Source organism: Streptomyces sp. NPDC021080, assembly GCF_044333225.1.
Taxonomy (GTDB): domain Bacteria; phylum Actinomycetota; class Actinomycetes; order Streptomycetales; family Streptomycetaceae; genus Streptomyces.
Genome location: NZ_JBIRQM010000016.1, coordinates 221,567 through 246,942, shown reverse-complemented (window position 1 = coordinate 246,942; position 25,376 = coordinate 221,567). Strand labels below are relative to the sequence as shown.

Below are 25,376 nucleotides of genomic sequence, written 5' to 3'. Positions count from 1 at the left end.
CGAGCTCCACGACGCCTTCGTCTCCCTCGCCTGCAGCCTCATCTGCTGGCGACGCCTCAAGAAGGCCCGATCATGATCGTGTTACGAGCTCGTAGGGCATGCCTTCGTCAAGATCGCCATGGAGGCCAACGGCGCCGTTCTCGGCGGAGAGGCTTCCGGGCATTACTACTTCGGCGACTTCTGGCACGCCGACTCCGGCCCCCTCGCAGCCCTACACGTCCTGGCAGCCCTCGGCAGTACCCACCAGTCCGTATCTCAGGCGACCGCCGTCTACCACCGCTACACCTCGTCCGGGGAGATCAATCGGTCGGTGCATGATGCCACCGCAGCGCTCACGGCAGTCGAGAAGGCCTTCACTGGTCGGGCGGTCATCGACCCACCTGGACGGACTCACCGTAACGCTCGGCGACGGACGCTGGTTCAACCTCCGCCCCTCAAACATCGATCCCGTCGTCCGCCTGACAGCCGAAGGACCCACCGACGAGACCATGAACGAGCTCCGCGACGAAGTTCTCGCGTTGCTTCGCGACGTGAAGGAGTAGGGGCCTCGGAACGGGCGAGCCGGGCAACATAGCAGACGATCGCCGGTTAGGGAAACCGGTGTTTGTACGGATGCTCGTACCTCAGCTGGTCCCATGGCGGACCACGGAATCAGTACAGGTACCGAGCCGGAGGCGGTCAACGATGCGTGAAGGACACCCAAGACTTCGAGTCAGAGGAGATCAAACCTGGCAGGGAAGGGCGGCATGCGCAGCGGCGGTTAAAGTGCTCAAGGATCCCGATCTCTTCTTTCCTGGAGCGCTCATGGACGAACAGCGCGTGCGTCTCGCCAAGGAGATCTGTTCATCCTGCGCGGTCAGGAAGATGTGCCTCGAGACCGCTCTGGAAAGTGGTGACGCCGTTGGTGTTCGGGGAGGCTTTACAGAGGCAGAGCGCGGGGTTATGCGGAACCGCTTCGAGCTGCGATGTGATCCTGTAAGGGTCGAGGCGGCGCTGGTCGGAAGGGACGTGTATCTCACCAGACCCGAGAGGGATGAGCTGATCCGGCGAGCTGTCGAGTCCGGCACGCCTGTTTTGCGGCTGGCCGAAGTTCTCAAGGTGTCCGAGGCGCACGTGAAGAAGCTCATCCGGCGGGAGCTGAGGCCCGGTGCCGATGGACGCTCAGAAAGACCGTGCATTGTGCAGGCCGTGGCTGAAGTCGCCCCGATATGAGCCGAGCTGAATCAATCACTGGGGCATGCGGTGAGCGAGGGATCCGGTACCTGGGAGTCGACGAAGCGGCCGCGTACCTCAATGTAGGCCGACGCTGGATGTACCGGGAGTCCCAGCGCCATGGAGTAGCGAGGTATTACTTCGGTGGGAAGCTGAGATTCAGCATTGCTGAGCTGGACGCGTGGGCGAAGCAACAGAAGGTCTCCTGAAAGGGGGGGCGGGTAGTGACCCGCCCCCCCTTTGCGTTACAAGCCCTCGTTCAAAAGCTTTGCGGCACGGCCGATGGAGGCCGGCATGAGGTGTCGGTAGATCTTGAAGGTCATGTTGATGTTTCTGTGCCCCATCCACTCCGCGACATCGGTGATGGGTATGCCCCCGGCCAGGCAGTTGGAGGCGAAGAAGTGGCGCAGCGAGTATGTGGTCAGCTTCTTGTTGATGCCTGCTCGTCTCTTGGCAACGCCCCATTGGTAGTTGAGTGTCGTATGGGCCCAGTAAGGAGACCGCTGGGTTCGTAGGAGGTATCCGTTCACATCGGCGCCGTGCTCCTTCTCGTAGCGGAGCAGGGACTCTCGCACGGTCCCCGGCATCGGAGTCTCACGGAACTCTCCGACCTTGCGGTGCTTGAGGGGAGCTGGTTCGCGCGTCTTGCCTTCTATCTGTTCGGTGATGCGGTAGACGTCGTCCGCGACCATCCGCTCCAGATTTGCGGCGAATGCCTCTCCGTTACGGAGCCCGGAGCCCGACATGAGGTCGATGATGATCCGAAGCCCGTCGCTGCTGACGGCCTTGAGTGCGTGTATCTCGTCCAGCGTGGGGATGGTGATCTCCCGCGGGACGTACTCGGGCGGCACGACGCCGTCGAACGGGTCCTCGGGGATACCGCCACGGCGGCGCGCGTCGAGAAGAATCTTCTTCAAGGTGTCGAACGCGTTCTGCTGAGCCGCAAGACCGACCGAACGTTCCTCCATCGACATGATGAAGTCGTCGACCACCGTCGCCGTGAAGGTGTTCATCCGCCGCGACTCCAGCACGGGCAGAACCTGGCTGTTGAGGACCTGGGTGACTGAGCGCGTGCTGCCCGGGGCGTAATGCCGCTGCCGGGTCAGCCAAGAAGCAGCGTATTGACCGAAACGCTGCTTCCCGAGCTCTCTCTTCAGCTCGGCCTGGGCGCGGGGAGTGAACCGCTTCTCCTCGTATACTTTGGTCAGCCGGTCGAGTGCCGCCTGCTGCGTGGAGTAGCCGGTCTCTTCACGCTGCCGACCTGACGCGTCGCGGTAGCGAATGGCATACGGGTGGCTGCAACGGTTCTGGCGGGCGCAGGCGCAGCTCTTGAAGAAGCTGCCCATTCCGCGGACGAGCTGGGTCGCCAAGTGCACGTCTCCTGACTCATGCTGGGAGTTTGCTGACCAAGGGCCTCTCAGCATGGGACTGACCTGCGGCCGCGCCAAACTAGAAGACGTTGATGAGCATCTTCATGGGAACCTCCCGGCGAGATCAACAGACGAGTTTCCGACCTGCGTTTTCACTGGTCAAACCTGGTGTGGATAGTCCTTGATCCTGGTGCTCGACGGTGCTCGTCGTCGGGCTGCGGCGGTACTGACGCCGCCGCGACGCCGACCCTTGTGACGATCTGTCAGACAGGTGGGATGATGGTGCGGCTCGGTGGGACACTGTCACCCCCAGTATCGACCTTGCGGTACCGAAGGTCACGCGAGCGGAGGGACCTTGTCGGCCTCCCGGGCGCCGTCGGCCTGCCGACGGCGATGCCGCTCGTAGGCGCTCTGTCCGGGCCCGTGGCGTTCCGGCAGGTCAGGCCAGGGTGCCCCGGCCCGGGACCGGAGCAACACCGTGTCGATCACTCTGCGGTGATACGGCCGCTGCCTGCCGTTACCGGGGCTTCGGCGAGCCGGAACCGCCCGAGTGGAGAGTCAGAGCATCAGCAGCAGTCGCGTGTTCGGTACGAGCTTCCGGTTCACACTGGTGCTCTGCACGAAGATCGTGAAGTCGTCGTTGTGGTCGGGCTTCACGCGCACCTCCACGTTCGGCAGGCCGAGCAGAGCCCGGGCCTCGGGCCCCGAATACACCCGGTCCGTCTTCTTCTCCAGCACCGCGATCTGCTTCCGTGCCTGGATCTTCTCGGACTTGCTCAGCTGGTAGAACGCGCCACCGGTACGGTAGGTGTGCCCGCATTCGACGACCCAGTCCCGTATCGCCGCGTCACGGGTCACCGGGATCAGCCGGTACCCCGACGGATCCACCGCGGCGAGCCCGGCCGCCTTGATCGTGTCCTTGTTGACCGCCTCCGCACCCACGGAGAACACCGCCCGCGATCCCCGGATGCCCTGGGAGCGGCCCACCATGAATTTCTCGGTGGCCTCCCGGATGACCTGCCCGGCCTCCTCCAGACCCTGCGTGCTCGTGGCGTCCCACACGGCGATGTTGTCCCGCGGGAAACCACACTGCATGGCCTCGCGTTTGCCCATCTGGTCCGGCACGAGGACGGCCAGCGTCCAGTTGTCCTCCTGCGTCGCGATCATCTCGGCCACGGCCTTGACCAGTTCACGCGGATTCCGGGCAGGGGCGTCGGGGCAGCGATGGCTCGCGTTCTCCTGTCCGTCCGTGAGCACGAACGTCAGGAAGCTGTGGTCGCCGTACAGTTGGGCCGTCTGCGCCAGCTCATGCTGTGACTTCAGCGCGGCTGCCAGCAGAGCCGTCATTCCGCCGACCCGGTACAGCTGCTGCAGCGACGGCATCCGCAGCACGTCCTTGTCATAGATGACGCACTCCACCTTGTCCGCGAAGACGTACACCGTGACACGGGTCTCCTGGTCCAACTCCCCCGACCGGCGCGCAAGATACGCGATCTGCTGGTCGGCGACCTCGACGACCTTGCGGCTCAGGTGCGACATGGACGAACTGGCGTCCAGCACCAGAGCGACGTGATTGATGTAGTTCTGGCCTCCGGCCATGGCAGCTCCCCCTCGATCCGATTCGATGTCCCTACTCTCGCATCCACCACTGACAATCGATCTTGCTCAGTGAGCGGAGCGGTCACGGCGACCGGGCTTGCTCGCCGGGCCTGCGCTCGCAGGGCGCACCGGGGGACCTGAGGGTGAGCAGCCCCGGGCCCTTCCGCCCGGTGAGCCGCCCCGGTTCGGGACGCATCGCTGTCAGGCATCGTCCCCGGGCAGGGCCGAGAGGAACGTGTCGATCTCCTGGCGGACGTGACGCGAGACGTCGGTCAGGACACCGACGATCTCCTTCAGTTCGCGAGCCGACTCCGGGACGCCGGCCCAGACCTCCGGCTTCCTCGTGATGACCGCGTACAGCAGGTCGTCGTCGAACCAGCCGCCCTCGGCCTGCTTCGGCGCGGTGTCCCGCAGGATTTCGACGGCCGGAGGCAGGAGCCAGGGCAACCCCACGTCCTGCCCGATCAGCCGGGCCAGTTCATGCGGCTCCAGGGTTGCGACCGGCCGACCCCGTAGCTCGTACACGTTCCGGACCATGGGGGTCGTGTCCGTAGGGGGAGCCGGCCAGCGCAGGCCCTCCAGCTCCTCGAGGGAGCTATCGCGATCGAAGTGTTCGGGCATCGTCGGATTCTCTCGTGTTCCGCCACCGGGACGCCGGCCGCAGCCATGTGCTGCTCGGCCGTGCGGCGGCCCGGCGGGTCATGGAGGCGGCGCCACGAGGCCGTCGGGCGTGCCGACCGCCGGGCGGAGCGGCACGCGCCTGAGCCCGGTTCCGTTCCCCGGTGAGCGCGGATGCCGCGCTCACCGGTTCCCCGCGACGCGGTGAACGGTTCCCGCTACTTCCCAGCGCTCCGCACCCGCAGGCTGCCGCGGTCGCTCTCCTTCAGACCGCGGCCGATGATCAGGCGCTGGATCTGGTTGGTGCCCTCGAAGATCTGCATGACCTTGGCCTCGCGCATGTAGCGCTCGACCGGGAAATCACGGGTGTACCCGGCGCCGCCCAGCACCTGGACCGCGTCGGTGGTGACCTTCATAGCGTTGTCGGTGGCGATCAGCTTGGCGATCGACGCCTCGGACGCGAACGGCAGCCCCTCGTCCTTGAGCCGGGCGGCGGCGAGCGTGGTGGCACGGGAGACCTGCACGGCCGCGGCCATGTCGGCGAGGACGAAGGCCAGTCCCTGGTGCTCGATGATGGGCCGGCCGAACGTCTCCCGCTCCCGCGAGTAGCGCAGTGCGTGGTCCAGCGCGCCCTGGGCGAGGCCCGTGGCCACCGCGGCGATACCGAGCCGTCCGCAGTCCAGTCCGGCGAAGGCGATCCTGAGCCCGTCGCCCTCCTCGCCGAGCCGGCGGCCCACGGGGACGCGCACGTTCTCCAGGCGCACGGTGGCGGTGGCGGACCCGGTCAGGCCCATCTTCTGCTCCGGGGGATCGGCCACCACGCCGGGCGCGTCGGCCGGGACGAGGAAGCAGGAGATGGCGCGCGAGCCCGCGTCGGACGTACGGGCCATGACCGTGTAGAAGTCGGCGTGCCCGCCGTGCGTGGTCCACGCCTTCGCGCCGTTGAGCACGTAGTCGTCGCCCTCCCGTACGGCCCGGGTGCGCATCGCGCCCGGGTCGGAACCGGCGTGGGCCTCGGACAGGCAGTAGGCGCCGAGCAGCTCGCCGCCGAGCATGTCGGGGAGCCACTTCTTCTTCTGCTCCTCGGTGCCGAACGAGGCGAGGGCGAAGCAGGACAGCGCGTGCACCGAGACGCCCACCGCCACGCTCGCCCATACGGCCGCGATCTCCTCCAGGGCCTGGAGGTAGACCTCGTAGGGCTGGTCGCCGCCACCGAACTCCTCGGGGTAGGGCAGGCTCAGCAGCCCGGCCCGTCCGAGCGTGCGGAAGACCTCGCGGGGGAAGCGCGCCTCGGCCTCCGCCTCGGCGACGCGCGGGGCGAGCTCCTTCTCGGCGAGCTCGCGGGTGAGAGCGATCAGGTCGACGGCTTCCGACGTGGGGAGCGTGCGGGTCGCGGGCATGGCAGTCCTCGGTGGTGGCGGTTCGCCGGACGATATTGATACGCCAGGCGATACAACAGTATCGTTTTTGGTACCGGCAAGCCATGGCGGTCGTCGACGGGTCCACCGGCCGTCGACCGGAGTCCGTGTTCTGCGCGCGGGCTACGGACCCCGGCCGGGCTCGCGGGCAGGAGTCCCGGTGGGCCGGGCGCCCTCGCGGGTTGGGACCGGACGCGGCGACGGGGTGCCGCGGTACCGGCGAAAGGGCGGATACGGACGCGCGGACCGCCGCGGTGTCGATACGGACGTGTCTCGCGACGTCGGGTGCAGAGGTGCCGGGTGCAAAGGTGCCGGAGGCTGGGTGCCAAGAACCGGAACGGCGGAGTCGCGGTGTGGCGCGGTGCGGGGACGTCGGGACGTCGGGATGCCGCCCGGGAACCCCGGGGGAGCGTCGGGACGCCGGAGGTCAGGGGGAGACGGCGTGCACGATGAGCGATGCCAGCTCGGCGTAGGCCTCCGCGTCGCTGAGTCCCGTGCGCGCGGCGACCTCGCCGCGCTGGATCTCCTGCATGGTCGCGGCCACCACCTCGCCCACGAACGCGGCGTGGACGTCACGGAACGCCCCGGCGGCCACCCCGTCCGCGATCAGCAGCCGGATCCTGGCGGCGGCGAGCCGCGTGTTGGCCTCGTACACCTCGCGGGCCGGCTCGAACTGGGCCATGTCGTCGAGGAACTGCCGGGAGAGCGGACGCAGCTGCTCGGCGACCGCGTTCAGATAGGCCACCACCCGCTCGGAGGGCGCGGAGGTGTTGGCCACCTGCTTCTCGACGGCCTGGGCGGCCTCCCGGAAGTACTGCTTCACCGCCTCCCGCACCAACTCCTGCTTGCTCCCGGCCAGTTGGTACAGCGTCGTCTTCGAGCAGTGCAGCCGCTCGGTCAGCTCGTCGAGGGTGAACGCCGCGAAGCCCTCCGCCACCAGCAGTGCGACCAGCCGCTCGAGCAGGTCGGTCTGGCGCGCGGTGCGGCGTGTGGACGGCATGATCTCAGCGTAACCGTTCCTCCTTCACCGTGACCGTCGCCCGTCCAGGAGCACGATCCGGGGACGGACGGCCCGCCGCCCGGACCCCGCGGGCTCGGGGGACCCCCGGCACCGCCTGCCCGTCCGGGAGCGTTCGTCCCGGAGGCTGTCGTGTCCGGGCGACCGGTCCCGGTGACCGGTTCGGGCGGCCGGTTTCGCTCGGGCGGGCGCGGCGGCCGGCCTCCGGGGAGAGCCGCTCCGCGCGGCAGGTCGGGGCCGCCGGCCGGTGACCGGCTCCGTGCCCGGCCGCCCCGACCGGACCGAGGGCGGGCGTGTCAGGAAGCCTCTCCGGGGGAGGTCGGCGCGGGTGACCCGAGGCCGTCCGCTTCCGGGAGCCGCTGTACGTCGACCCCGCTCACCTGCGCCAACTCATGCTTGAGCGCTGCGAGTTCGACACCACCCGCCATGTGGTCGGTGAGCTCCTCCAGGCCGACCTCGCCACGGTCGGCGCTGAGTTCGAGGGTGCCGAGCCGCAGCACGCTGAAGTGGTCCCCGACCATGTAGGCGTGGTGCGGATTGTGCGTGATGAAGATGACGCCGAGGCCGCGGTCGCGGGCGGCCGCCATGTACTTGAGGACGACACCGGACTGTTTGACGCCGAGCGCGGCGGTCGGCTCGTCGAGGATCAGGACGCGGGCGCCGAAGTGCACGGCGCGGGCGATGGCCACGGACTGGCGCTGCCCACCGGAGAGCGTGCCGATCGGCCGGTCGAGGTCGTCGAGGGCGATGCCCATGGCGCGCAGTTCGTCGTCGGCGGTCCGCTTCATCCGGGCGATGTCGAGGCGGCGTACGGGCCAGGGGCCCTTGGTCATCTCGGAGCCGAGGAAGAAATTCCGCCACACCGGCATCAGCGGCACCGTCGCGAGATCCTGGTAGACGGTGGCGATGCCGCGGGCGAGGGCCTCGCGCGGGGTGTTGAAGCGCACCGGCGTGCCGTCCACGAGGAACTCGCCCTCGCTGTGCCGGTGCAGCCCCGAGATGATTTTGATGAGGGTGGACTTCCCGGCGCCGTTGTCGCCGAGGACGCAGGTGACCCGCCCGGGACGGACGACGAGCGACACGTCGTGCAGGGCACGGATGTTGCCGTACGACTTTCCCGCGCCGCGCAGTTCGACGATCGGGGCGCTGCCGTGACCGGGCGGGGCGTCCGGGGCGGGGGCGCCCGTGCCTGCGGATCCGTTGTCTGCCATGGGTCGGTTCACCTCCGGGTCGCCGTGCGGCGGACCCACAGATTGACGAGCGTGGCGCCGAGCAGCATCACGCCGAGGAATGCCTTGAACCAGTCGGGGTTCCAGCCGGCGTAGACGATGCCCTGGTTCACCATGCCGAACATGAAGGCACCGAAGACCGGACCGATCGCCGAACCGTAGCCGCCGGTGAGCAGACAGCCGCCGATCACCGACGCGGCGATGTAGATGAGTTCCTGGCCGACGCCCTCGCCCGACTGCACCGTGTTGAACGAGAACAGTTCGTGCATGCCGACGAACCAGGCGCCGAAGCCGACCGCCATGAACAGCGTGATCTTGGTGAAGGTCACCGGTACGCCGACCGCGCGGGCGCTGTCCTGATCGCCGCCGACCGCGAAGACCCAGTTGCCGTACTTGGTGCGCAGCAGCACCCAGGTGGCGAGCGCCGCGAAGACGAGCCACCACACGACCGTGATCTTCACCTGGACGCCGCCGACGTCGAACGACGAGGCGAAGATCTTCTTCGCCTGGCCGAAGCCGTCCATGTCGCTGATGTCGTCGGTGGCGACGTTGTCGGTGACCAGCTTGGTGACGGCGAGGTTCACGCCCTGCAGGATCAGGAAGGTCCCCAGGGTCACCAGAAAGCTCGGCAGCCCGGTGCGGACCATCATCCAGCCGTTGAACGCCCCGATCGCGAGCGAGAGGACGAGTGCGACCACGACACCCGCCCACACGTTCATGGTGAGCTGGTAGCTGAGCATGCTCGCCGTCAGCGCCGAGGTGATCACCGCGACCCCGGCGGACAGGTCGAACTCGCCGCCGATCATCAGCAGGGCCACGGGCAGGGCCATGAGGCCGATCGTCGACGACTGGTAGAGGACGGTCGCCATCGAACTGCCGGAGCGCACCGAAGGCGCCGCGATCAGGAAGAAGACGAACACGGCGGCGGCGCCGAGGAACACCCCGACCTCGGGCCGGGCGAGCAGCCGCAGGGCCGGCGGGCGCCGCGCGGTCCGCCCGTCGGGCGCCCGGGGGCCGGGGGCCGGCGGCGCGGTCGCCGTCGGCCCGGCCGCGCTCATCACCGAGTGCCCTTCGCGGCGAACTCGGCGACGGTGTCGACGTTGCTCTTGTCCACGAACGCGGGGCCGGTGAGCACCGGCTGCTCGCCGCCGCCGCTGTAGTTGCCGTTGTTCTTGTAGAGCCACAGCGAGTCGATCGCCAAGTAGCCCTGGAGGTAGGGCTGCTGGTCGACGGCGAACTGGATGGTGCCCTTGCTGATGGCGCCGGTGAGTTCCTTGTTGAGGTCGAAGGTGGCGATCTTCGCCTTGCTGCCGGCGTCGCTCACCGACTGCACCGCGGTCAGGGCGTACGGGGCGCCCAGCGCGACGACGTGGTCGATCGCGGGGTCCTGCTTGAGCTTTGCGGTGATCGTCGACTTCACGGACGGCATGTCGGTGCCGTTGACGTACAGGTTCTCCGTGGTGCCGCCGAACGTCTTCTTCACGCCGTCGCAGCGCTGGGTGAGGCCGATGTTGCCCTGTTCCTGGATGACACAGACGGCCTTCTTGGCCCCTTCCGCGTTCAGCTTCTTCCCCAGGGCCTCGCCCGCGACGGTCTCGTCCTGGCCGAAGAACTCCATGAGGCCCAGCTTCTTCCAGTCGCTCAGGCCCGAGTTGAGTCCCACGACGGGTATGCCGGCCGAAGTCGCCTTGCCCACCACGTCCTTCATGGCACCGGGCTTGGCCAGGGTGACGGCGATGCCGTCGACCTTCTGGTCGATCGCGTTCTGCACGAGGTTGGCCTGCTCGCCCGCGTTCGGGTCGTGCGCGTAGAGGAGATGGATGTTGTCCTTGGCGGCCGCCGCCTCGGCGCCCTTGCGGACGATGTCCCAGAACGTGTCGCCGGGCGCTTGGTGGGTGACCAGGGCGACCGTCATCCGCGGTGTGTTCGCCTTGCCGGCGGTGCCGCCGTCCCCGCTCTCCTCGGCCTTCTTGCCGCCCGAGCTGCTGGAACAGCCCGCGGCGAGCAATAAGGAGGCGGCGGTCAGGGCGACGAGCGGGGCGATTCTCCGTGAACGGGGCTGGAACATGCGGTCCATCTCTGCAGCACCTCACTGTGCGACCGGGGCCTGTGCGTCTCCTCACGTACATCCCCAGCAACAGACGCGTCACGCCTGGGAAAGTCACCGGACCGACCGACAACAGCACTGAACGGCAAGTTACTTGAGCCGCTCCGGGCCTCGCGTTCGGCACCGGTGTCCGGGGGGGGGGGGGGGGGGGACGCACGAGGTGCCGACCCGATCCGCGGCCTTCTCTCCGCGTGACCGTGAAGGTCCGGGGCCACGACGAACGAGCATCGCCACGGGTCACAGGCACCCTGATCGACGGAGGCGTCTTCCCCTGCGAAGGGGATCGCCGGTCCCTCGCACCGCGTGTGCCTTCCGGCAGCGGATCGGCTCCAGGTTCCACGGGCTTCGGTGACGGGGGCGGTGACGGGGGGGTGACCTGTCCGAATGGGCCGGGACGGCCCTTTCTTGTTCGTTACGAACGCATTCGCTAGGTTGCGCCTATGAGCACGCGTCGCGAGCCGGTGAGCCGGCGGGAGCGTCCGGCCAAGCCGGCGCTGAGCAGGGCATGGATCGTCGAGACCGCCGTACGCGTGATGCGTGCCGAAGGTCTGGCGCGGGTGACCATGCGGCGTCTGGCCACGGAGCTCGACACCGGTCCGGCGTCCCTGTACGTGTACGTGCAGAACACGGCGGAGCTGCACGCGGCGATTCTGGAGGAACTGCTCGGCGAGGTGGACCTCGCGCCGGTGGGTGCGGCCGGTGACTGGCAGGAACGGATCGGCGCGGTCCTGGCTTCCTACGCGGAGGTCCTGGCGGTCAATCCGGGACTTGCGCGGTCGGCGCTGGTCGCGCGTCCGTCGGGCCCGAACTACCTGGCGTTGGTGGAGGGCCTGCTCGCTCTGCTCGCCGAGGGCGGGGTCGAGGACGGACAGGCGGCCTGGGGCGTGGACCTGCTGATGCTCGTATCGACGGCGAGTGTGGTCGAGCACGCCGGCCATGACGAGTCCCCGCGCTCGGACGAGGAGTGGAGTTCCCTGACCTCGGCCGTGCAGGACGCGTCCGCCGCCGAGACCCCGCGGGTGGCGGCGCTGGGGAGCCTGCTGCTGTCCGGCACCCCGGCGCAGCGCCAGGCGTGGGCCGTGCGCATGCTGATCAACGGCGCGATGCACACCCCGCTGCCCGGCTCGGCGCGGGCGGCCGACTGACGCACGTCCCGCGAGGGCTTCGTACACCAGGGAGCAGCCGAACGGCGCTCGTGACAAAAGCGGTGCTCGTTCTGTCCGCCTGGCGTCGCGATCATGCGAGAGGCCGTTTCACGCGTTCCGGCCGGCCGCCGCGACTGGCCGGCCCGTCCGCAGGCGCTGATGCCGGACGCGGCCTTCGGTGAGATCACCTACCAGTACGGCCTCCCGCCGTTGCAGCGGGTGACTGCCGTACCGCGGGTCGCTGCTGCCCCCGGAATTCAGCCGCGACCAGGAACGAACATGTTCGTGAAAACCTTGTTCGTGGCGAACATGTTCGTTAATCTGAGTGTGTCACCCCGTCGACGCCACGGCCAGGACCTCCAGCAGGTCCTGGACGCCGTGGAGAGCTGGGCCCCACTCGCCCGCACCTACCGCACCACCCGGCGCTGAGCGCGGCCCGCGTCACGTTCGGCGCCTCACCACCCACCCGATCGGAGCAGCCCCATGAACACCACCACGCACCACCCCATCGCCGTCGTCGGCGGCGGACTGGGCGGCCTGACCGCCGCCGCCGTCTTCCACGCCCGTGGCATCGAGGTTCCCGTCTTCGAGGCCGAGGCCGGGCGCCATGTGCGCACCCAGGGCGGGATGCTCGACATCCACGCCGAGTCCGGCCAGCTCGCGCTGCAGGCCGCCGGCCTGATGGACGAGTTCCGCACCCTGACCCATGCCGGAGGGGAGGCCACCCGAGTCCTGGACCGCGACGGCACCGTGCTGTACGAGGACTTCGACGACGGATCCTTCCAGCGCCCCGAGATCGACCGCGGCCGGCTGCGCGACCTGCTCCTCGACGCACTGCCCAGGACCACGGTCCGCTGGGGCAGCAAGGCCGTCTCGGTGGAACGGGCACCCGGCGGTCAGGGACGCCACCAGGTCACCCTCGACTCCGGCGAGACCTTCACCACCGACCTGCTCATCGGCGCCGACGGCGCCTGGTCCAAGGTCCGCCCGCTGCTGACCGACGCCTGGCCCGCCTACACCGGCATCTCCTTCCTGGAAGCCGACCTGCACGACGCCGACCGGCTCCACCCCGCCGAGGCCGCCGTCATGGGCCCGGGCATGCTCTTCGCCCTCGGCGGCGACACCGGCATCCTCGGCCACCGCGAGAGCGACGGCAGCCTGCACTACTACCTCGGCCACCGCGCGGACGAGGACTGGATCGACACCGTCGACTTCACCGACCCCGACCCCGACATCGCCAAGCGGACAGCGCTGGAACTGCTGGACGGCTGGGCCCCCGAGCTCCGCGCCCTGGTCGCCAACGCCGACTCCGGCATGATCGCGCGCCGCATCAACGCCCTGCCGCCCACCCTGACCTGGCCCCGCACCCCCGGAGTCACCCTGCTCGGCGACGCCGCGCACGTCATGTCCCCCTTCGCCGGCGAGGGCGCCAACCTCGCCATGTTCGACGGCTCCCGCCTGGCCGCCGCCGTCGCCGACCACCCCGGCGACACCGAAGCGGCGCTGGCCGCCTACGAGTCCGCCATGTTCGCAGGCGCCCACGCCAGCGCCGCCGACTCCGCCGAGAACCTGCAGACGATCTTCTCCGACGGTGCCGCCAAGAACCTCGCCGCCATGTTCACCGGCTTCGCTCAGGACGCTGCCCGAACCCAGCAGTGACGGCCGTCGAAGGCGATGTCGAAGGACGTCCAGCGCGGTCCGACCGGCCAACTGGCAACTGGCAACTGGCAACTGGAGACAGGGTGTCCGGGCGTGCGGGCCGCCGTATCACCCCTGCCCGCACCCCCACCTTTTCGGGCTTCTGGTGCCGTGCGTGAAGTGGCCGATGTCGGCGACGATCAGCAGGTGGGGCGAGAGGCCCCGAGCCGACCGTGGGAGGACCACGGCGGTGGCCTGAAGCTTGGTCAGCGACCACAGTTCATCCGGTGCTCGACGTCCTGGGCCGGTGAACCGGGGCGGGCGCCGCGCATGATGCAGGGCTGGGTGGGCTGACACGGACGGACGCGTGCACGGTCTTGCCGCTGCGCGCGGGAACGGTCTCGATGCTTCCTCCGAGACCCTCGATGAGACCGAGCCCGAAGCCGCCGTGCTCGCCGGGTGCGCTGAGCGCGTGCGGCAGCGTTTTGCCGTGGTCGGCGACCGCGATGTCCAGCCGGTTCCCGCGCCGGGTGAGGGTGAGGGTGCAGGGCTGGTGGGTGTGACGTACGGCGTTGGTGACCAGTTCGGAGACGATGAGCACCACATCGCATGCGCAGGAGGCGGGAGCACCCTGGCCGGCCAGCCATTGGGCGGTGAGGTGCCGTGCGATCTGCGGGGTGTGCAGTCCGTGGGGCAGATCGAGGGCCAGCCGGTGGTCGGCGGCAGGACCGGCGGTCGTGGTCGTTGTCGGTGACGGCGGCGGTGTGGTGACGGTCATGGCCGGTGCCTCCTCGAGGAGGGTGTGCGGTTGCTCTGTTGGTGATCCGGAACCGCAGCCGCCATGGATGACGCGACGAATGCATCGATACGGTCCGAGCCGTGCGGGGTCGTCGGCCAGTTGTGCTCGGAGCGCTCGGACGGTGGCCATGGGCGTCGCGACCGGCGATGCAGAACCGCGGCCCTGGACGTCAGGCGGCCGACGTGCGGCGCGACCGGGCGGGCGACCGGCCGGGGAGCGGCCTGATCGAGTCGGGACGCCACATCGCCCAGGACGCCCCGAAGATCCAGGTCACCGCGCTGCGTGCGTTCTCGGGGAAGGGAGTACGGCAGCCGAGCTGCGCGCGGCGTAGGCGAGGGGGAGGTAACGCAGCCGCTCCGGGAGCAGCGGGACGGTCCTGCGCACGACCGCCCCGAAGCGGCGCAGCCGGCGCTCGTCCCGGGCGCTCCACGCCAGGCCGAGCCGCTCCCGTGCCACGGGCGGAAGCAGGCCGGTCGTGACGAAGACGTTCAACCGCGCCAGCGGCGGGCGCAGCAGGGGCCAGAGGCGGCGGAGCAGGGCGGGCGATCCGTCCGGGAGCGCGACGGGGCGGCGCGGGTCGAGGAGTTCCCGTACGACGGTCGTCGCCTCCAGCTCGTCGCGGACCATCGCATCGAAGTACCGCCAGTACGCCTCCGGTGTGGGCGGCATGTCACGGCGGTGGATGCCGAGAATGTCGCCGAGTTGGAGGAGTTCGTCGTAGAGGCGGCGCTGCTCGTCATCGTCCAGGGGGCGGGAGAGACAGTCCGCCGCCCGTATGAAGACCGGGTAGGCGGTGGCGTGGACCCAGGCGTAGTAGGCCGGGGTCAGGGCGTGATAGGCGCGGCCGTGACGGTCCGTGCCCGAGATCGTCTTGTGCATCCGCCGCAGCCGGCGACCCTCCTCCAGGGCCTGCTCGCCGCCGTAGACCCACAGCTGGAGCGAGTGCAGCGAGCGCCGCGCGCGGCCCCAGGGGTCGGTGCGGAAGACCGAGTGGTCGTCGACACCGGCACCGACGGCCGGGTGCGCGACCTGGAGCACCAGAGCGGCGGGCAGGGCGAACAGCATCCGTACGTCACCGGCGAGGTCCCACAGGACGGATCCCGGTGCGAACGGGACCGGCTCGGGCGGCGGCGTCCGCGTCGCGCCACCGGGTCCGGATGCCTTCGGCAGACCTGGCATGGGTGCCCCCGTCCTTCGTTCCGTCCGGAGTGTCGACGCCCCCGGTGGACAAGCGAATAGCTTTTGTCGATTCCCCGATCCCGACGATACGCCCCGCACGTTCCGCTCCTTCGGCGACGTCCGACTCCCGGGGCTCTGACCTCACCGTGGACCCGGACCGGGGCGACGTTCGTCGACCACGCCGTCGGTCTCGGCCGACGGGCCGCTCAGTCCTGGGCCGGCATCACCCGGGTGACCTTGCCCTTCAGGTCGGCGTTCAGATAGCCGGTGACGTGGTCGTCGGCGAGGTAGACGGCCAGGCCCAGCGGGGTGTCGAACGTGTCGTCGGCAGGGAGGACCAGGACGTAACGCATGGTCGGCCGTGCCACGTTCAGGTCCTTCTTCGCCCGCTTCAGCAGGGCGGGAAGGACGTCCCAGTCGAAGCTGTCGAGGCTGAAGGGGCGTTTGCCGCCGATGATCGCGCTGCTGATGATGCCCTTCTCGACGCCCTGGCCCGGGCGGTAGGTATAGCTGTCGTACTTGGTGTCGCTGCCCTTGACCATGATGTCCGCGGAGACGTATGTCGGATAGACCGTGAGGTCGCATGCGCGGTCCGTGCCGGTCGCGGCCTTGATCTCCTTCACCGCCGTCCGGATGCCGGCGGGGGTGAGCAGATCCGTCTTCGCGTCGGCCTGGGGCGCCGGGGTCGAGCGGGACGGTGTGCGAGCGGGGCCCGTCGTCCTGGTGGAGGCCGTGCTGGATGAGCCGGAGGGCTTTCCGCTGTCCTTGTCGCCTGCGTCCGGCAGTTGGGTCCACACCAGGACTCCCGCCAGCACGGTGCCGACGACGGACGAGGCGATCGCGATGCGCCTCTTCGCGGGGGTGCCCGGCTGTGCCGGTGTCGGCCGTGTGGGGCCCGCCGGATAGGGAGTCGGCGAGTTGAAGCCTGAGGCCGGCCCGTAACCCGAAGCCGGGCCATAGCCGGCAGGCGGCCCGAAGCCCGAGGCCGGTCCGAAGCCGGCAGGCGGTCCGGACCCGACCGGTGCGGAGGGCACGGGCGCCTGGCCCGGCGGAGGGGTCAGTCTGTACGACGTGGCCCCGTCCGCCCCGGCGGGAGCACCGGGAGCCGTGGTGCCGCTCTCGATCGCCTCCGCGAGCAGCCGGTCCGCGGTCTTCGCGTCCGCCCGGTCGGCCGGGTTCTTGACGAGCACGGCGTTCAGGAACCCGGTCAGGACTCCGGCTCGGGCGGGTGGCGGAAGCTGCTCGCTCAGCATGGCCGCCAGCGTGGCGAGGGTGGTTCCCCTGCGCAGCGGGTGATGTCCCTCGACGGCGACGTACAGCATCATCGCCAGCGACCACAGGTCGGAGCCCGGGCCGCCCTCGCCGCCGGAGATGCGCTCGGGCGCCATGTAGTCGGGTGTGCCGATGATCGATCCGATCGCGGTCAGGGCGGTCGAGTCCCTGACGGTCGCGATGCCGAAGTCGGTGAGGACGGGACGTCCGTCGGGCCGCAGCAGCACGTTGGCGGGTTTCACGTCCCGGTGCTGGATGCCGGCATCGTGCGCGGCACGCAGTGCGGCCAGCACCTCGCGACCCAGCCGGGCGGCGTCGGCGGGCGCCAACGGACCCTTCTCCAGCCGGTCCTGAAGTGATCCGCCGGTCACCAGTTCCATCACGAGCCACGGGTAGACGTACTCCCCGCCGTCCACCACGTGGTGGATCGTCACCACATTGGGGTGATCGACACGAGCCAGCGCCCGTGCCTCGCGCAGCACTCGGGCCCGGAGCATGGCCGCGCCCTGCGGGTCGTACTCGGCAAGACCCGGATCGGGCGGCCGTACCTCCTTGAGCGCCACGGCCCGGTCAAGGACCAGATCGCGGGCACGCCACACCGTGCCCATGCCACCGCCACCGAGCCGCGCCTCCAGCTCGAAGCGCCCCTCTATGACCCGTCTGCCGGAATCCCCCTCGTTCATGGCCGGAAGCCTACGAGACACCTGTGACACGGTCCCAAACGGGTGACCGCAACACTCGCGGACCGGCGCGATCCGCGCCGACGCGCGTGGGCCACGCCGATCGGCTCACCGAGAAGCCGGGTCCCACGGTGTTCCCCGACGCGCGTCCGCTGTCGCCCCTCGGAGCCTTCCGAACTGCCGTCCGATCGGGCCCGTGAGCGGCGAGGGTCCAACCAACCGGGCCCTGGTGCGAGGCCGAAGGCCCCGGAAAGGTGGCCACGGGGCGCCGTCCGACGCCGAACGGCCGGCCCGGGCCCCGGCTGCGTTGTCGTATCCGTTCCGGATACGAGTCCGCGGGGGCGGTGAATCGTGTGCGGATCAGCGGGCGATCGAGATCGCGAACGGTGCGAATCCGCTGGACCGTATTACGTGCGGTACGAACAGGACCGCGGCCTCCGTGGCGCGGGCGGTCCGGATCCCACCGAGATCGGTGATCCACTCCTCGCGCCAGCCGAGGTCGACGAGCAGTTCGCGGACGGTCTGCTTGGCCTGCGGGTCCTCGCCGGAGAGGAAGGCGTCGGGCGCCTGGGCGAGGGTCGCCGGCGCGGTCATCACCGGGAAGAGCATGGTGTTGAGCGTCTTGACGACGCGCGTTTCGGGGAGCGCTTCCTGGAGTTGCTCGGCGAGGCTGGAGCCGGGGTGGACCAGGGCGGCGGGCAGTCCGTCGGGGCCGTCGACGGTGGCGTTGGAGACGTCGACGAGGATCTTGCCGCGCAGTTCCTCGCGCAGGGCGGTGAGCCGCTCCAGCGAGCCGACGCCCGGGGTGGCGTTGACGACGATCCGGGCTGTCCGGGCAGCGTCGGCGGCGGCGCCCGGAGCGCGGCCCGCCACGGTCACCTCATGCCCTGCGCGGGTGAGGGCTGTGGCCAGGTTGCCGCCGACGCGGCCGTTTCCGAGAACTGCGATCGTGGTCATGGTGATCTGGTTCCTTTCGTGCGTGCGGGTCGTGGTGCGTGGTCAGCGCGAGAGCGTGGCGACGGCCTCGGCGTGGACGCCGGGCGCGGCGGCCAGGAAGCTCTCGCTCCGCGGGGTCCAGGGGCGGCCTTCGGCGTCGGAGATCTCTCCGCCGGCCTCGGTGACGAGCAGCGTCCCGGGCAGCAGGTCCGCGCGGGCGCCGGAGTACTGCCAGAAGGCGTCGATCCGGCCGGCGGCCACGTTCAGCAGGTGCAGGGTCGCGGGTACGGAGGTGCGGACGACGAGCGCGTCGAAGAGCATCGCGGTGATCGAGGAGCCGACGCGCCGCACGACCTTCTCGTCCTCGTCCGGCCGGGCCTGGCTGGTGGCCACGATGCTCAGGCCGAGGTCCGCGGTCCGGGAGACCTGCAGCGGTCGGCCGTCGAGGTGGGCGCCCGCGCCGGCGAGCGCGGTGTAGGTCTCGCCGGTCAGCGGCAGGTGAACCGCGGTGAGCACCGGCTGGTTCTCGCGCACGAGGGTGGCGGTCACCGCCCACTCCGGCAGGGCGTGCAGATGGTTGACGTTTCCTTCGGCCGGATCCACGACCCACCATTCGCCGGGCGGCAGCGCCCCGCCGTCCAGTTCGTCCTCCACCCAGCCGGCGTCAGGGCGCAGGCGCGTGAGGCCGGGGCGCAGGATGGCGAGGGCCGTGTCGTCGTTGGCGGCGAGGGCGTGCATCAGCTCTTCGCGGGTCCGGTGGCGGACCACCTCGCCGAAGCGCTCGCGCAGCGCCGATCCGGCCGCTCGCACGACGGCGGCGGTCTCGCTGAGCAGGTCGGCGTCGGAGGCGGTGACGTCGGTGGTCTGAAGCGTTTCGGACATGGCGGTACTCCCGTGTGAGGAGGGGCGACGAGGCTGGTCGGGCCGGGCGGTGCGTTCCGTCCTGTGCTCTTGCCTCGAAGCTATAGAGCCCCTTCATTAACTTCAAATGCGTGTCAAGCACGCCTAGGATTACTCGCATGCAATTGGATTTGAATCTGCTCACCGCCCTCGACGCGCTGCTGGAGGAGGGAAGCGTGGCCGGGGCGGCCGCGCGTCTGCATGTGACCGCCCCCGCGATGAGCCGGAGTCTGGGCCGGATCCGGCACGTGACCGGGGATCAGATCCTGGTGCGCACGGGGCGCACGATGACCCCGACGCCGTACGCGATCGCCGTCCGGGAACAGGTCCACGAGCTGCTGCACCAGGTCCAGGGGGTGCTGGCACCGAGCCGTGAACTCGATCTGGCAACGCTGGAGCGCACGTTCACCCTCCGCTGGCACGATTCCCTGGTCGCCCTGAGCGGCCCCGCCCTGCTCACGGCCGTTCGCGGGCAGGCTCCCGGCGTGCGCTTGCGCTTCGTCGCGGAATCGAGCGTCGACACCCCCGAGCTGCGGCGCGGCGAGGTCGACCTGGAGGCGAACGCCAACCGTCCGAGCGCGCCGGACATCCGTGCCGAGAACGTGGGCGAGACCCGTCTCGTCGTCGTCGTGAGGCGGGGGCACCCCCTCACCCGCGTCGGGACCCTCACGGCACAGCAGTACGCCGCCGCCGAGCACATCACCGTCTCGCGACGTGGAAACCTCGGCAACGCCCTCGACGACGCCCTCGCACGGCTCGGCCTCACCCGCCGTGTGGTGGCGACCGCGCCCACGGAAGCGGCCGCGTTGGAGTTCGCGCGCGGCTCCGACCTCCTGATCAGCGTCCCCGAAGCCACCACGCGCTCCGCGGTCGCCGACCTCGGCCTGGTCGTCCTCCCCCTGCCGCTCGAACTGCCGTCGGCGCCGGTGTACCTGTCGTGGCATCAGCGTTACGACACCGACCCCGCCCACGCCTGGCTGCGCGGCCTGGCGCGAACCGCCCTGGCCATGTGCGGGGCGTCGTGATCGGCGCCGCCCGGCCGCTGGTCCCGCGGATGACGCGGGGAGGCATGCGTGGCATGGCCGGAAGAAGTCCTTCGCAACCGCGTGACGGTCGGCTCGACAGGCTGCCGACGCCGGTGAGCCCCGGGCCCTGGTCTTCTCCGTGGATCTCCGACGAACCCCCGGTGCCCGGCCAGGCACCGGGGGTTCGCTCGCGTCCTCTCGATCCGCATGAGCCACCGGAGTGACGTCGGCGGTCGAAGCGGGGCCTGCCTGCGCGTCGGGCTGCCGCCCGCGTCGCCGATGCATTTTGCTGGCCACCGAATTCTGGCGTCTTCCGCGAGGTCTTCCCGCCGGCCGGTGGGGGCGGGTGCGGGTGGGCATCGAGCGAGGAGGATCGTGGTGGCAGGAAATGCCGAGGAAAGCGGTGCACCGCTGATCGCACGGCTTCTGCGAGGGCAGAAGGCCCTGGTGACCGGCGCGAACTCGGGTATCGGCAAGGCGACCGCCATCGCCCTGGGCCGGGCCGGGGCGGACGTCGTGGTCAACTACGTCGTCGGAGCCGACGAGGCCGAGAAGGTCGTGGACCAGATCAAGGGCTTCGGGGTCGACGCCTATGCCCACGAGGCCGACGTGTCCGACGAGGACCAGGTCGTCGAGATGGTCGCGCGGATGGTGCGGGAGTTCGGGACCATCGACATCATGGTGGCCAACGCCGGCCTCCAGCGGGACTCCTCGCTCGTGGACATGACGCTGGCCCAGTGGCAGAAGGTCATCGACGTCAACCTGACGGGCCAGTTCCTGTGCGCGCGGGAAGCCGCCAAGGAGTTCATGCGGCGCGGTGTCGTCCCGGAGGTGTCCCGCTCGGCGGGCAAGATCGTCTGCATGAGCTCGGTCCACCAGATCGTCCCGTGGTCGGGCCATGTGAACTACGCCTCCTCCAAGGGCGGCGTCGGCATGATGATGCAGACCCTGGCCCAGGAGCTCGCCCCGCACCACATCCGTGTGAATGCGGTCGGGCCCGGCGCCATCCGCACCCCGATCAACACGGCCGCCTGGGATACCCCCGAGGCCGAGGCCGAACTCCTCAAGCTCATCCCCTACCGCCGGGTCGGCGACCCCGAGGACATCGCCAACGCGGTCGTCACGATGGTCTCCGACCTGCTCGACTACGTGGTCGGCACGACCTTGTACGTCGACGGCGGGATGACCCTCTTCCCCGGCTTCGCCACCGGCGGCTGAGGCCCTGTGGAAGACCATGTGACGCCCCGCCGGGTGGTGATCATCGGAGGCGGGTTCGCCGGGCTGTTCGCCGCGCGGGCCCTGCGCCGGTCACCGGTCGCGGTGACGCTGATCGACCGCCGGGCGCATCACCTCTTCCAGCCGCTGTTGTACCAGTGCGCGGCCGGGATCCTGTCGGAGGGCCAGATCGCGCAACCGCTGCGTGCGGTCCTGCGCAGTCATGCGAACGTGCGCTGCCTGCTCGCCGACGCCACCGACGTGGACGTGAAGGGGCGCGCCGTCCACGCGCGGCGGCCGGAGGGCGGCAGCGTCGTCGTTCCCTACGACGACCTGATCGTCGCGGTCGGTATGCGCCAGTCCTACTTCGGGCACGACGAGTTCGCGGCGCACGCGCCGGGCATGAAGACGCTGGACGACGCCCTGGAGATCCGCCGCAGGATCTACCGCGCCTTCGAGATGGCCGAGTCGGCCACCGACGCGCGGGACCGGCGGCACTGGCTCACCTTCGCCCTGGTCGGAGGCGGGCCGACGGGGGTGGAACTGGCGGGGCAGATCCGGGAGATCGCCGGCCACACCCTCGACCGGGAGTTCCGGACCATCGATCCGCTCCAGGCCCGGGTGCTGCTCTTCGAAGGCTCCGGCCAGGTGCTGGCGTCCTTCGGGGACCGTCTGGCCGGGCGCGCGGCCCGCGCCCTGGGCGATCTCGGTGTGGAGCTCCACCTGGGCACGCGGGTCACCGACCTCGACGAGCAGGGCCTGACGGTGCAGGAGCGGGACGGCACGACCACGCATCACCCCGCGCGCACCGTGCTGTGGACGGCCGGGGTCGAGGCCCCGCCCGTCGCCGCCGCCCTGGCGCGGGCCACCGGTGCGGAGCAGGACCGTGCCGGCCGTATCGCCGTCGAACCCGACCTGACCCTTCCCGGCCACCCGGAGATCCGTGTGGTCGGCGACGTGATGGCCCTCGACCACCTGCCCGGACTGGCCGAGGTCGCCATGCAGTCCGGTGCCTACGCGGGACGGGCCGTGCGTCATGCGGTGGAGGGCAGGACGAAGAAGCCGAAGCCCTTCACGTACAGGGATCTGGGCAGCGCGGCCTACATCTCGCGCGGACGGGCCGTCGTCAAGGCCGGGCCCGTGCACCTGTCGGGCGTCGGCGGCTGGCTGGCGTGGCTGTTCATCCACATCGCCTTCCTGACGGGGTTCCGCAGCAGGCTGGGCGCGGTCCTGAGCTGGTCCGTCGTCTTCGCCTCCGGCGCGCGACGCGAGCGGGCCTTCACCCTGCCCGGCACCGGGCCCACCGAGCGGCACGCAGTCACCACGACGCTGCGCGGGCCCTGACCGGGCCGGGAGCCTCTTCGCCGTCATCGTCTTGTCCCTGCGTTCCCCGCCTCGGCGGGTGAAGATCACCGAGGCACCTATGCTCAGCACAGCAGTGCACCTGGCCGCCGGCACACCGGCCCAGCTCCTGCCTTCCCGTGAGTTGATGGCCTTCACCCTGGCCTCGCACATCCTGCTCGTCCCCTTCGGGGTGGCGCTGCCCTTCATCACCCTGGTCATGCACTACCGGGGCCTGCGCCGCGACGATCCGGTGGCGATGCAGCTCGCCCGGCGCTGGTCGGCGGTGATGGCGGTGCAGTTCGCCATCGGCGTCGTCACGGGCACCGTGCTGTCCTTCGAGTTCGGCCTGTTGTGGCCGGGCATGATGGGGCGCTGGGGCGATGTGTTCGGCCTGGGCTTCGGCGTGGAGGCGTGGGCGTTCTTCCTCGAGGCCATCATGATCGCCATCTACCTCTACGGCTGGCGCCGCCTCAAGCCGTGGACCCACTTCTGGCTGGCCGTGCCGCTGCCGCTGGCCGCCCTGATGGGGGCGTTCGGGATCATCGCCGCCAACTCGTGGATGAACACACCGCAGGGGTTCAGCCTCGACGCCCAGGGCAATCCGACGAACGTCGACGTGCGGAAGGCCGTCTTCACACCGATCTTCGGCACCGAGTACTGGCACTTCGTGGTGGCGATGTTCCTGACGGCCGCTTACGTGGTCGCGGGTGTGTACGCGGTCGGCTGGCTGCGGGGCCGCCGCGACCGCTACCACAAGCTGGGCTTCATGGTGCCGTTCACCGTCGCCGCGATCCTGACGCCGATCCAGTTCTTCCTCGGGGACTCCGCCGCCCGCTCGGTGTTCCACAAGCAGCCGGTGAAGTTCGCGGCCCTGGAGATCGTCTGGAAGACCGACACGCACGTGCCCGAGTACGTCTTCGGCCGGCTGCACTCCGACGGGTCCGTCTCCGGCGGCATCAAGATCCCGCAACTGGACTCGATCCTGGCCGGGTTCAGACCCGACACCAAGGTGACGGGACTGACCTCGGTACCGGCGGAGAACCGGCCGACCGCGGCCGAGGCGACGCTCGTGCACTTCTGCTTCGACCTCATGGCGACCATCGGCAGCGTGCTGATCCTGCTGGCCCTGTGGTACGCGTGGCTCTGGTGGCGCCACCGGGACATGCCCGACAACCGCTGGTTCCTGCGCTGCGCCTCGCTGGCAGGCGTGGCCTGCCTGGTGACCGTCGAGTGCGGCTGGATCGCCACGGAAGTCGGCCGCCAGCCCTGGATCGTCTACAACCACATGCGGGTGTCCGAGGCCGTCACCCACACGAAGGCCGCCGGGATCTGGACCATGCTGGGCGTCGTCATCGTCGTGTACGTCGCGGTCTTCGGCTCGTTCCTGGCGATCGTGCTCAAGATGCGCACCCGGTGGCGGGTGGCCGACGAGGCAGCGGCCGGCGCGGCCACCGTCCTCGACCCCGAGGCCGACACCCCGTACGGGCCCCGGCACAAGGCCGATGCCGCGACCGCCGGAGCCCCGTCGGGCGGCGGCCCGGGATCAGGCCCGTCCGAGGGTCGTCCGGGAGGTGACCACTGATGGCGGACGTCATCGCCTGGGTCCTCGTCGTGGTCATCGCCGCCTACGCCTGCGGCGGGGGCACCGACTACGGGGCGGGCTTCTGGGACCTCCTGGCCGGCGGCGCCGACCGGGGCAAGCGGCCGCGCTGGCTGATCGACCACGCCATGGCGCCCGTGTGGGAGGTCAACAACGTCTGGCTGATCTTCGTGCTCGTCCTGATGTGGACCGGCTTCCCGACGATGTTCCAGGCCGTGTTCACCGCTCTGTGGCTGCCGCTCGTCCTCGCGGCCGTCGGGACGGTGCTGCGCGGTGCCGGGTTCGCCCTGCGCAAACCGAGCAGGCGCCTGGCCCGACGGCGCGTCTACGGGGCGGTGTTCGCCGTCGCCTCGCTCCTCACGCCGTACTTCCTCGGCTCCGTCCTCGGCGGTGTCGCCTCGGGCAGGGTCGCGGTGGGCACGCCCGCCACCGCGCACGTCTGGGCCAACCCGACGTCGATCCTCGCGGGTCTGCTCGCCGTCGCGGCCACCGCGTTCCTCGGTGCCGTCTTCCTGGTCGCGGACGCCCGCCGGTTCGGCGCGGACGACCTCGTCGACTACTTCCGGCTGCGAGCCCTGCTCGCCTTCGGCGCGGTGGTGGTCCTGGCCGTGATCGCCCTGCCGGTCACCCACCACGACGCCACCTACGTCTGGCACGGGATGACGCGGGGTCTGGGCCTGCTGATGGTGATCCTGGCAGCGTGTTCCGGCGTGCTGACGGTGGTGCTCCTGCTGGTGCGCGTCCACCGCTGGTCACGGCACACCGCGGTCGCCACCGTGGCCCTGGCCATCGTGGCCTGGGGTTTCGCCCAGCGCCCCTATCTGCTGCCGACCACGCTGACGGTGGCCGAGGGGGCCGGCGCCGCGCACACGCTGCGCTGGCTGGGCATCGTGACGATCGTCGCGCTGGTTCTGGTGGGCCCAGGGCTGGTTCTCGTCTACTGGCTCGACACACAGAGCGAGTTGGAACCGCTGACCGACTCCGACACACGGGCCGCGGAGCTTCCCGGGGACAACGTCTGAGGAGGAGCCGGCCCGCGCCGCGGAACGTCGGGCGCGGGTCGGCCCGTCGC

The 25,376-nt window shown here is 70.1% G+C and carries 24 protein-coding genes and 2 pseudogenes; 12 read left to right on the top strand and 14 right to left on the bottom strand.

All coding sequences use genetic code 11. The annotated features are described in order from the left end of the window. Nucleotides 1–103 precede the first annotated feature (103 nt). The 4 genes and pseudogenes from manB to ACH4S8_RS34265 all read left to right on the top strand — a co-directional run. Nucleotides 104–271, top strand: a pseudogene (gene manB / locus ACH4S8_RS34280) (phosphomannomutase/phosphoglucomutase); the annotation flags it as partial. A gap of 43 nt (nucleotides 272–314) precedes the next feature. Next, on the top strand, nucleotides 315–542 hold the full coding sequence (locus ACH4S8_RS34275) for a hypothetical protein (protein ID WP_398401125.1): 228 nt from the start codon (nucleotides 315–317) through the stop codon (nucleotides 540–542). Nucleotides 543–612: 70 nt separating this feature from the next. Further along, nucleotides 613–1,212, top strand: a complete 600-nt coding sequence (locus ACH4S8_RS34270; RefSeq protein WP_398401123.1) for a WhiB family transcriptional regulator — start codon at nucleotides 613–615, stop codon at nucleotides 1,210–1,212. Continuing rightward, complete coding sequence (locus ACH4S8_RS34265; protein WP_398401121.1) at nucleotides 1,209–1,421, top strand: helix-turn-helix domain-containing protein; 213 nt, start codon at nucleotides 1,209–1,211, stop codon at nucleotides 1,419–1,421. The genes ACH4S8_RS34270 and ACH4S8_RS34265 overlap by 4 nt, the downstream gene beginning before the upstream one ends. Nucleotides 1,422–1,457: 36 nt before the next feature. On the opposite strand, the gene ACH4S8_RS34260 is transcribed toward ACH4S8_RS34265, so the two are convergent. The 9 genes and pseudogenes from ACH4S8_RS34260 to ACH4S8_RS34220 all read right to left on the bottom strand — a co-directional run bounded on the left by ACH4S8_RS34260 (nucleotide 1,458) and on the right by ACH4S8_RS34220 (nucleotide 10,541). After that, nucleotides 1,458–2,582, bottom strand: coding sequence for a tyrosine-type recombinase/integrase (locus tag ACH4S8_RS34260; protein WP_398401119.1), 1,125 nt, complete (start codon nucleotides 2,580–2,582; stop codon nucleotides 1,458–1,460). A gap of 372 nt (nucleotides 2,583–2,954) precedes the next feature. Beyond that, nucleotides 2,955–3,110 (bottom strand): annotated as a pseudogene (locus ACH4S8_RS34255) (transposase); the annotation flags it as partial. A gap of 30 nt (nucleotides 3,111–3,140) precedes the next feature. Further along, complete coding sequence (locus tag ACH4S8_RS34250; protein WP_398401117.1) at nucleotides 3,141–4,181, bottom strand: vWA domain-containing protein; 1,041 nt, start codon at nucleotides 4,179–4,181, stop codon at nucleotides 3,141–3,143. Between the two features lie 201 nt (nucleotides 4,182–4,382). Next, nucleotides 4,383–4,802 (bottom strand): contact-dependent growth inhibition system immunity protein, encoded by a 420-nt coding sequence (locus tag ACH4S8_RS34245; RefSeq protein ID WP_398401115.1) that lies wholly within the window; start codon nucleotides 4,800–4,802, stop codon nucleotides 4,383–4,385. Nucleotides 4,803–5,017: 215 nt separating this feature from the next. Continuing rightward, nucleotides 5,018–6,199 (bottom strand): acyl-CoA dehydrogenase family protein, encoded by a 1,182-nt coding sequence (locus tag ACH4S8_RS34240; protein ID WP_398401113.1) that lies wholly within the window; start codon nucleotides 6,197–6,199, stop codon nucleotides 5,018–5,020. 445 nt (nucleotides 6,200–6,644) lie between these two features. After that, the gene (locus tag ACH4S8_RS34235) at nucleotides 6,645–7,217 is read right to left on the bottom strand and encodes a TetR/AcrR family transcriptional regulator (RefSeq protein WP_398401111.1); all 573 of its coding nucleotides are present in this window, start codon (nucleotides 7,215–7,217) and stop codon (nucleotides 6,645–6,647) included. 314 nt (nucleotides 7,218–7,531) lie between these two features. Beyond that, nucleotides 7,532–8,446 carry an ATP-binding cassette domain-containing protein gene (locus ACH4S8_RS34230; RefSeq protein ID WP_398401109.1) on the bottom strand — a complete coding sequence of 305 codons (915 nt, stop codon included), beginning with the start codon at nucleotides 8,444–8,446 and terminating at the stop codon, nucleotides 7,532–7,534. 8 nt (nucleotides 8,447–8,454) lie between these two features. Further along, nucleotides 8,455–9,522 (bottom strand): ABC transporter permease, encoded by a 1,068-nt coding sequence (locus ACH4S8_RS34225; protein ID WP_398401107.1) that lies wholly within the window; start codon nucleotides 9,520–9,522, stop codon nucleotides 8,455–8,457. Then, nucleotides 9,522–10,541, bottom strand: coding sequence for a sugar ABC transporter substrate-binding protein (locus ACH4S8_RS34220; RefSeq protein ID WP_398401105.1), 1,020 nt, complete (start codon nucleotides 10,539–10,541; stop codon nucleotides 9,522–9,524). The genes ACH4S8_RS34225 and ACH4S8_RS34220 overlap by 1 nt, the downstream gene beginning before the upstream one ends. Nucleotides 10,542–11,011: 470 nt before the next feature. Between ACH4S8_RS34220 and ACH4S8_RS34215 the strand changes: the two genes are divergently transcribed. From ACH4S8_RS34215 to ACH4S8_RS34205, 3 genes are all read left to right on the top strand, one after another. Continuing rightward, nucleotides 11,012–11,716 carry a TetR/AcrR family transcriptional regulator gene (locus ACH4S8_RS34215; protein WP_398401103.1) on the top strand — a complete coding sequence of 235 codons (705 nt, stop codon included), beginning with the start codon at nucleotides 11,012–11,014 and terminating at the stop codon, nucleotides 11,714–11,716. Nucleotides 11,717–11,995: 279 nt separating this feature from the next. Continuing rightward, nucleotides 11,996–12,145: a hypothetical protein gene (locus ACH4S8_RS34210; RefSeq protein ID WP_398401101.1), complete on the top strand. Its 150-nt coding sequence runs from the start codon at nucleotides 11,996–11,998 to the stop codon at nucleotides 12,143–12,145. 54 nt (nucleotides 12,146–12,199) lie between these two features. Continuing rightward, nucleotides 12,200–13,375 (top strand): FAD-dependent oxidoreductase, encoded by a 1,176-nt coding sequence (locus ACH4S8_RS34205; RefSeq protein WP_398401099.1) that lies wholly within the window; start codon nucleotides 12,200–12,202, stop codon nucleotides 13,373–13,375. Nucleotides 13,376–13,634: 259 nt separating this feature from the next. Here the strand turns inward: ACH4S8_RS34205 and ACH4S8_RS34200 are convergent, their stop codons facing one another. The 5 genes from ACH4S8_RS34200 to ACH4S8_RS34180 all read right to left on the bottom strand — a co-directional run bounded on the left by ACH4S8_RS34200 (nucleotide 13,635) and on the right by ACH4S8_RS34180 (nucleotide 19,102). Beyond that, entirely contained in the window at nucleotides 13,635–14,132 is a 498-nt protein-coding gene (locus tag ACH4S8_RS34200; protein ID WP_398401097.1) for an ATP-binding protein, read from the bottom strand. A gap of 291 nt (nucleotides 14,133–14,423) precedes the next feature. After that, the gene (locus ACH4S8_RS34195) at nucleotides 14,424–15,332 is read right to left on the bottom strand and encodes an oxygenase MpaB family protein (protein WP_398401095.1); all 909 of its coding nucleotides are present in this window, start codon (nucleotides 15,330–15,332) and stop codon (nucleotides 14,424–14,426) included. A 206-nt stretch (nucleotides 15,333–15,538) separates the two neighbouring features. Next, a complete protein-coding gene (locus tag ACH4S8_RS34190) occupies nucleotides 15,539–17,287 on the bottom strand; it encodes a protein kinase (RefSeq protein WP_398401093.1) in 1,749 nt (582 codons plus the stop codon). Nucleotides 17,288–17,644: 357 nt separating this feature from the next. Further along, complete coding sequence (locus ACH4S8_RS34185) at nucleotides 17,645–18,241, bottom strand: NADPH-dependent F420 reductase (protein WP_398401091.1); 597 nt, start codon at nucleotides 18,239–18,241, stop codon at nucleotides 17,645–17,647. 42 nt (nucleotides 18,242–18,283) lie between these two features. Further along, entirely contained in the window at nucleotides 18,284–19,102 is an 819-nt protein-coding gene (locus ACH4S8_RS34180) for an inositol monophosphatase family protein (protein WP_398401089.1), read from the bottom strand. 137 nt (nucleotides 19,103–19,239) lie between these two features. Between ACH4S8_RS34180 and ACH4S8_RS34175 the strand changes: the two genes are divergently transcribed. The 5 genes from ACH4S8_RS34175 (at nucleotide 19,240) to ACH4S8_RS34155 (ending at nucleotide 25,326) form a co-directional block, all read left to right on the top strand. Further along, nucleotides 19,240–20,145: a LysR family transcriptional regulator gene (locus ACH4S8_RS34175; RefSeq protein WP_398401087.1), complete on the top strand. Its 906-nt coding sequence runs from the start codon at nucleotides 19,240–19,242 to the stop codon at nucleotides 20,143–20,145. Nucleotides 20,146–20,523: 378 nt separating this feature from the next. Continuing rightward, a complete protein-coding gene (locus ACH4S8_RS34170) occupies nucleotides 20,524–21,363 on the top strand; it encodes an SDR family oxidoreductase (RefSeq protein ID WP_398401152.1) in 840 nt (279 codons plus the stop codon). 18 nt (nucleotides 21,364–21,381) lie between these two features. Continuing rightward, entirely contained in the window at nucleotides 21,382–22,704 is a 1,323-nt protein-coding gene (locus ACH4S8_RS34165; RefSeq protein WP_398401085.1) for an NAD(P)/FAD-dependent oxidoreductase, read from the top strand. Nucleotides 22,705–22,783: 79 nt separating this feature from the next. Continuing rightward, entirely contained in the window at nucleotides 22,784–24,286 is a 1,503-nt protein-coding gene (locus tag ACH4S8_RS34160) for a cytochrome ubiquinol oxidase subunit I (RefSeq protein WP_398401083.1), read from the top strand. Next, nucleotides 24,286–25,326 carry a cytochrome d ubiquinol oxidase subunit II gene (locus ACH4S8_RS34155; RefSeq protein WP_398401081.1) on the top strand — a complete coding sequence of 347 codons (1,041 nt, stop codon included), beginning with the start codon at nucleotides 24,286–24,288 and terminating at the stop codon, nucleotides 25,324–25,326. Before ACH4S8_RS34160 ends, ACH4S8_RS34155 begins: the two co-directional genes overlap by 1 nt. The last annotated feature ends 50 nt before the right edge of the window (nucleotides 25,327–25,376 follow it).

What these genes read in the sequence shown, in the direction of transcription:
- ACH4S8_RS34225 (WP_398401107.1), bottom strand. Translation starts at nt 9,522, where the DNA reads ATGAGCGCGGCCGGGCCGACGGCGACCGCGCCGCCGGCCCCCGGCCCC.
- ACH4S8_RS34160 (WP_398401083.1), top strand. Translation starts at nt 22,784, where the DNA reads ATGCTCAGCACAGCAGTGCACCTGGCCGCCGGCACACCGGCCCAGCTC.
- ACH4S8_RS34195 (WP_398401095.1), bottom strand. Translation starts at nt 15,332, where the DNA reads ATGCCAGGTCTGCCGAAGGCATCCGGACCCGGTGGCGCGACGCGGACG.
- ACH4S8_RS34205 (WP_398401099.1), top strand. Translation starts at nt 12,200, where the DNA reads ATGAACACCACCACGCACCACCCCATCGCCGTCGTCGGCGGCGGACTG.
- ACH4S8_RS34210 (WP_398401101.1), top strand. Translation starts at nt 11,996, where the DNA reads ATGTTCGTGAAAACCTTGTTCGTGGCGAACATGTTCGTTAATCTGAGT.
- ACH4S8_RS34250 (WP_398401117.1), bottom strand. Translation starts at nt 4,181, where the DNA reads ATGGCCGGAGGCCAGAACTACATCAATCACGTCGCTCTGGTGCTGGAC.
- ACH4S8_RS34185 (WP_398401091.1), bottom strand. Translation starts at nt 18,241, where the DNA reads ATGACCACGATCGCAGTTCTCGGAAACGGCCGCGTCGGCGGCAACCTG.
- ACH4S8_RS34180 (WP_398401089.1), bottom strand. Translation starts at nt 19,102, where the DNA reads ATGTCCGAAACGCTTCAGACCACCGACGTCACCGCCTCCGACGCCGAC.
- ACH4S8_RS34215 (WP_398401103.1), top strand. Translation starts at nt 11,012, where the DNA reads ATGAGCACGCGTCGCGAGCCGGTGAGCCGGCGGGAGCGTCCGGCCAAG.
- ACH4S8_RS34220 (WP_398401105.1), bottom strand. Translation starts at nt 10,541, where the DNA reads ATGGACCGCATGTTCCAGCCCCGTTCACGGAGAATCGCCCCGCTCGTC.
- ACH4S8_RS34265 (WP_398401121.1), top strand. Translation starts at nt 1,209, where the DNA reads ATGAGCCGAGCTGAATCAATCACTGGGGCATGCGGTGAGCGAGGGATC.
- ACH4S8_RS34275 (WP_398401125.1), top strand. Translation starts at nt 315, where the DNA reads ATGATGCCACCGCAGCGCTCACGGCAGTCGAGAAGGCCTTCACTGGTC.
- ACH4S8_RS34155 (WP_398401081.1), top strand. Translation starts at nt 24,286, where the DNA reads ATGGCGGACGTCATCGCCTGGGTCCTCGTCGTGGTCATCGCCGCCTAC.
- ACH4S8_RS34190 (WP_398401093.1), bottom strand. Translation starts at nt 17,287, where the DNA reads ATGAACGAGGGGGATTCCGGCAGACGGGTCATAGAGGGGCGCTTCGAG.
- ACH4S8_RS34230 (WP_398401109.1), bottom strand. Translation starts at nt 8,446, where the DNA reads ATGGCAGACAACGGATCCGCAGGCACGGGCGCCCCCGCCCCGGACGCC.
- ACH4S8_RS34235 (WP_398401111.1), bottom strand. Translation starts at nt 7,217, where the DNA reads ATGCCGTCCACACGCCGCACCGCGCGCCAGACCGACCTGCTCGAGCGG.
- ACH4S8_RS34175 (WP_398401087.1), top strand. Translation starts at nt 19,240, where the DNA reads ATGCAATTGGATTTGAATCTGCTCACCGCCCTCGACGCGCTGCTGGAG.
- ACH4S8_RS34200 (WP_398401097.1), bottom strand. Translation starts at nt 14,132, where the DNA reads ATGACCGTCACCACACCGCCGCCGTCACCGACAACGACCACGACCGCC.
- ACH4S8_RS34270 (WP_398401123.1), top strand. Translation starts at nt 613, where the DNA reads ATGCTCGTACCTCAGCTGGTCCCATGGCGGACCACGGAATCAGTACAG.
- ACH4S8_RS34245 (WP_398401115.1), bottom strand. Translation starts at nt 4,802, where the DNA reads ATGCCCGAACACTTCGATCGCGATAGCTCCCTCGAGGAGCTGGAGGGC.
- ACH4S8_RS34240 (WP_398401113.1), bottom strand. Translation starts at nt 6,199, where the DNA reads ATGCCCGCGACCCGCACGCTCCCCACGTCGGAAGCCGTCGACCTGATC.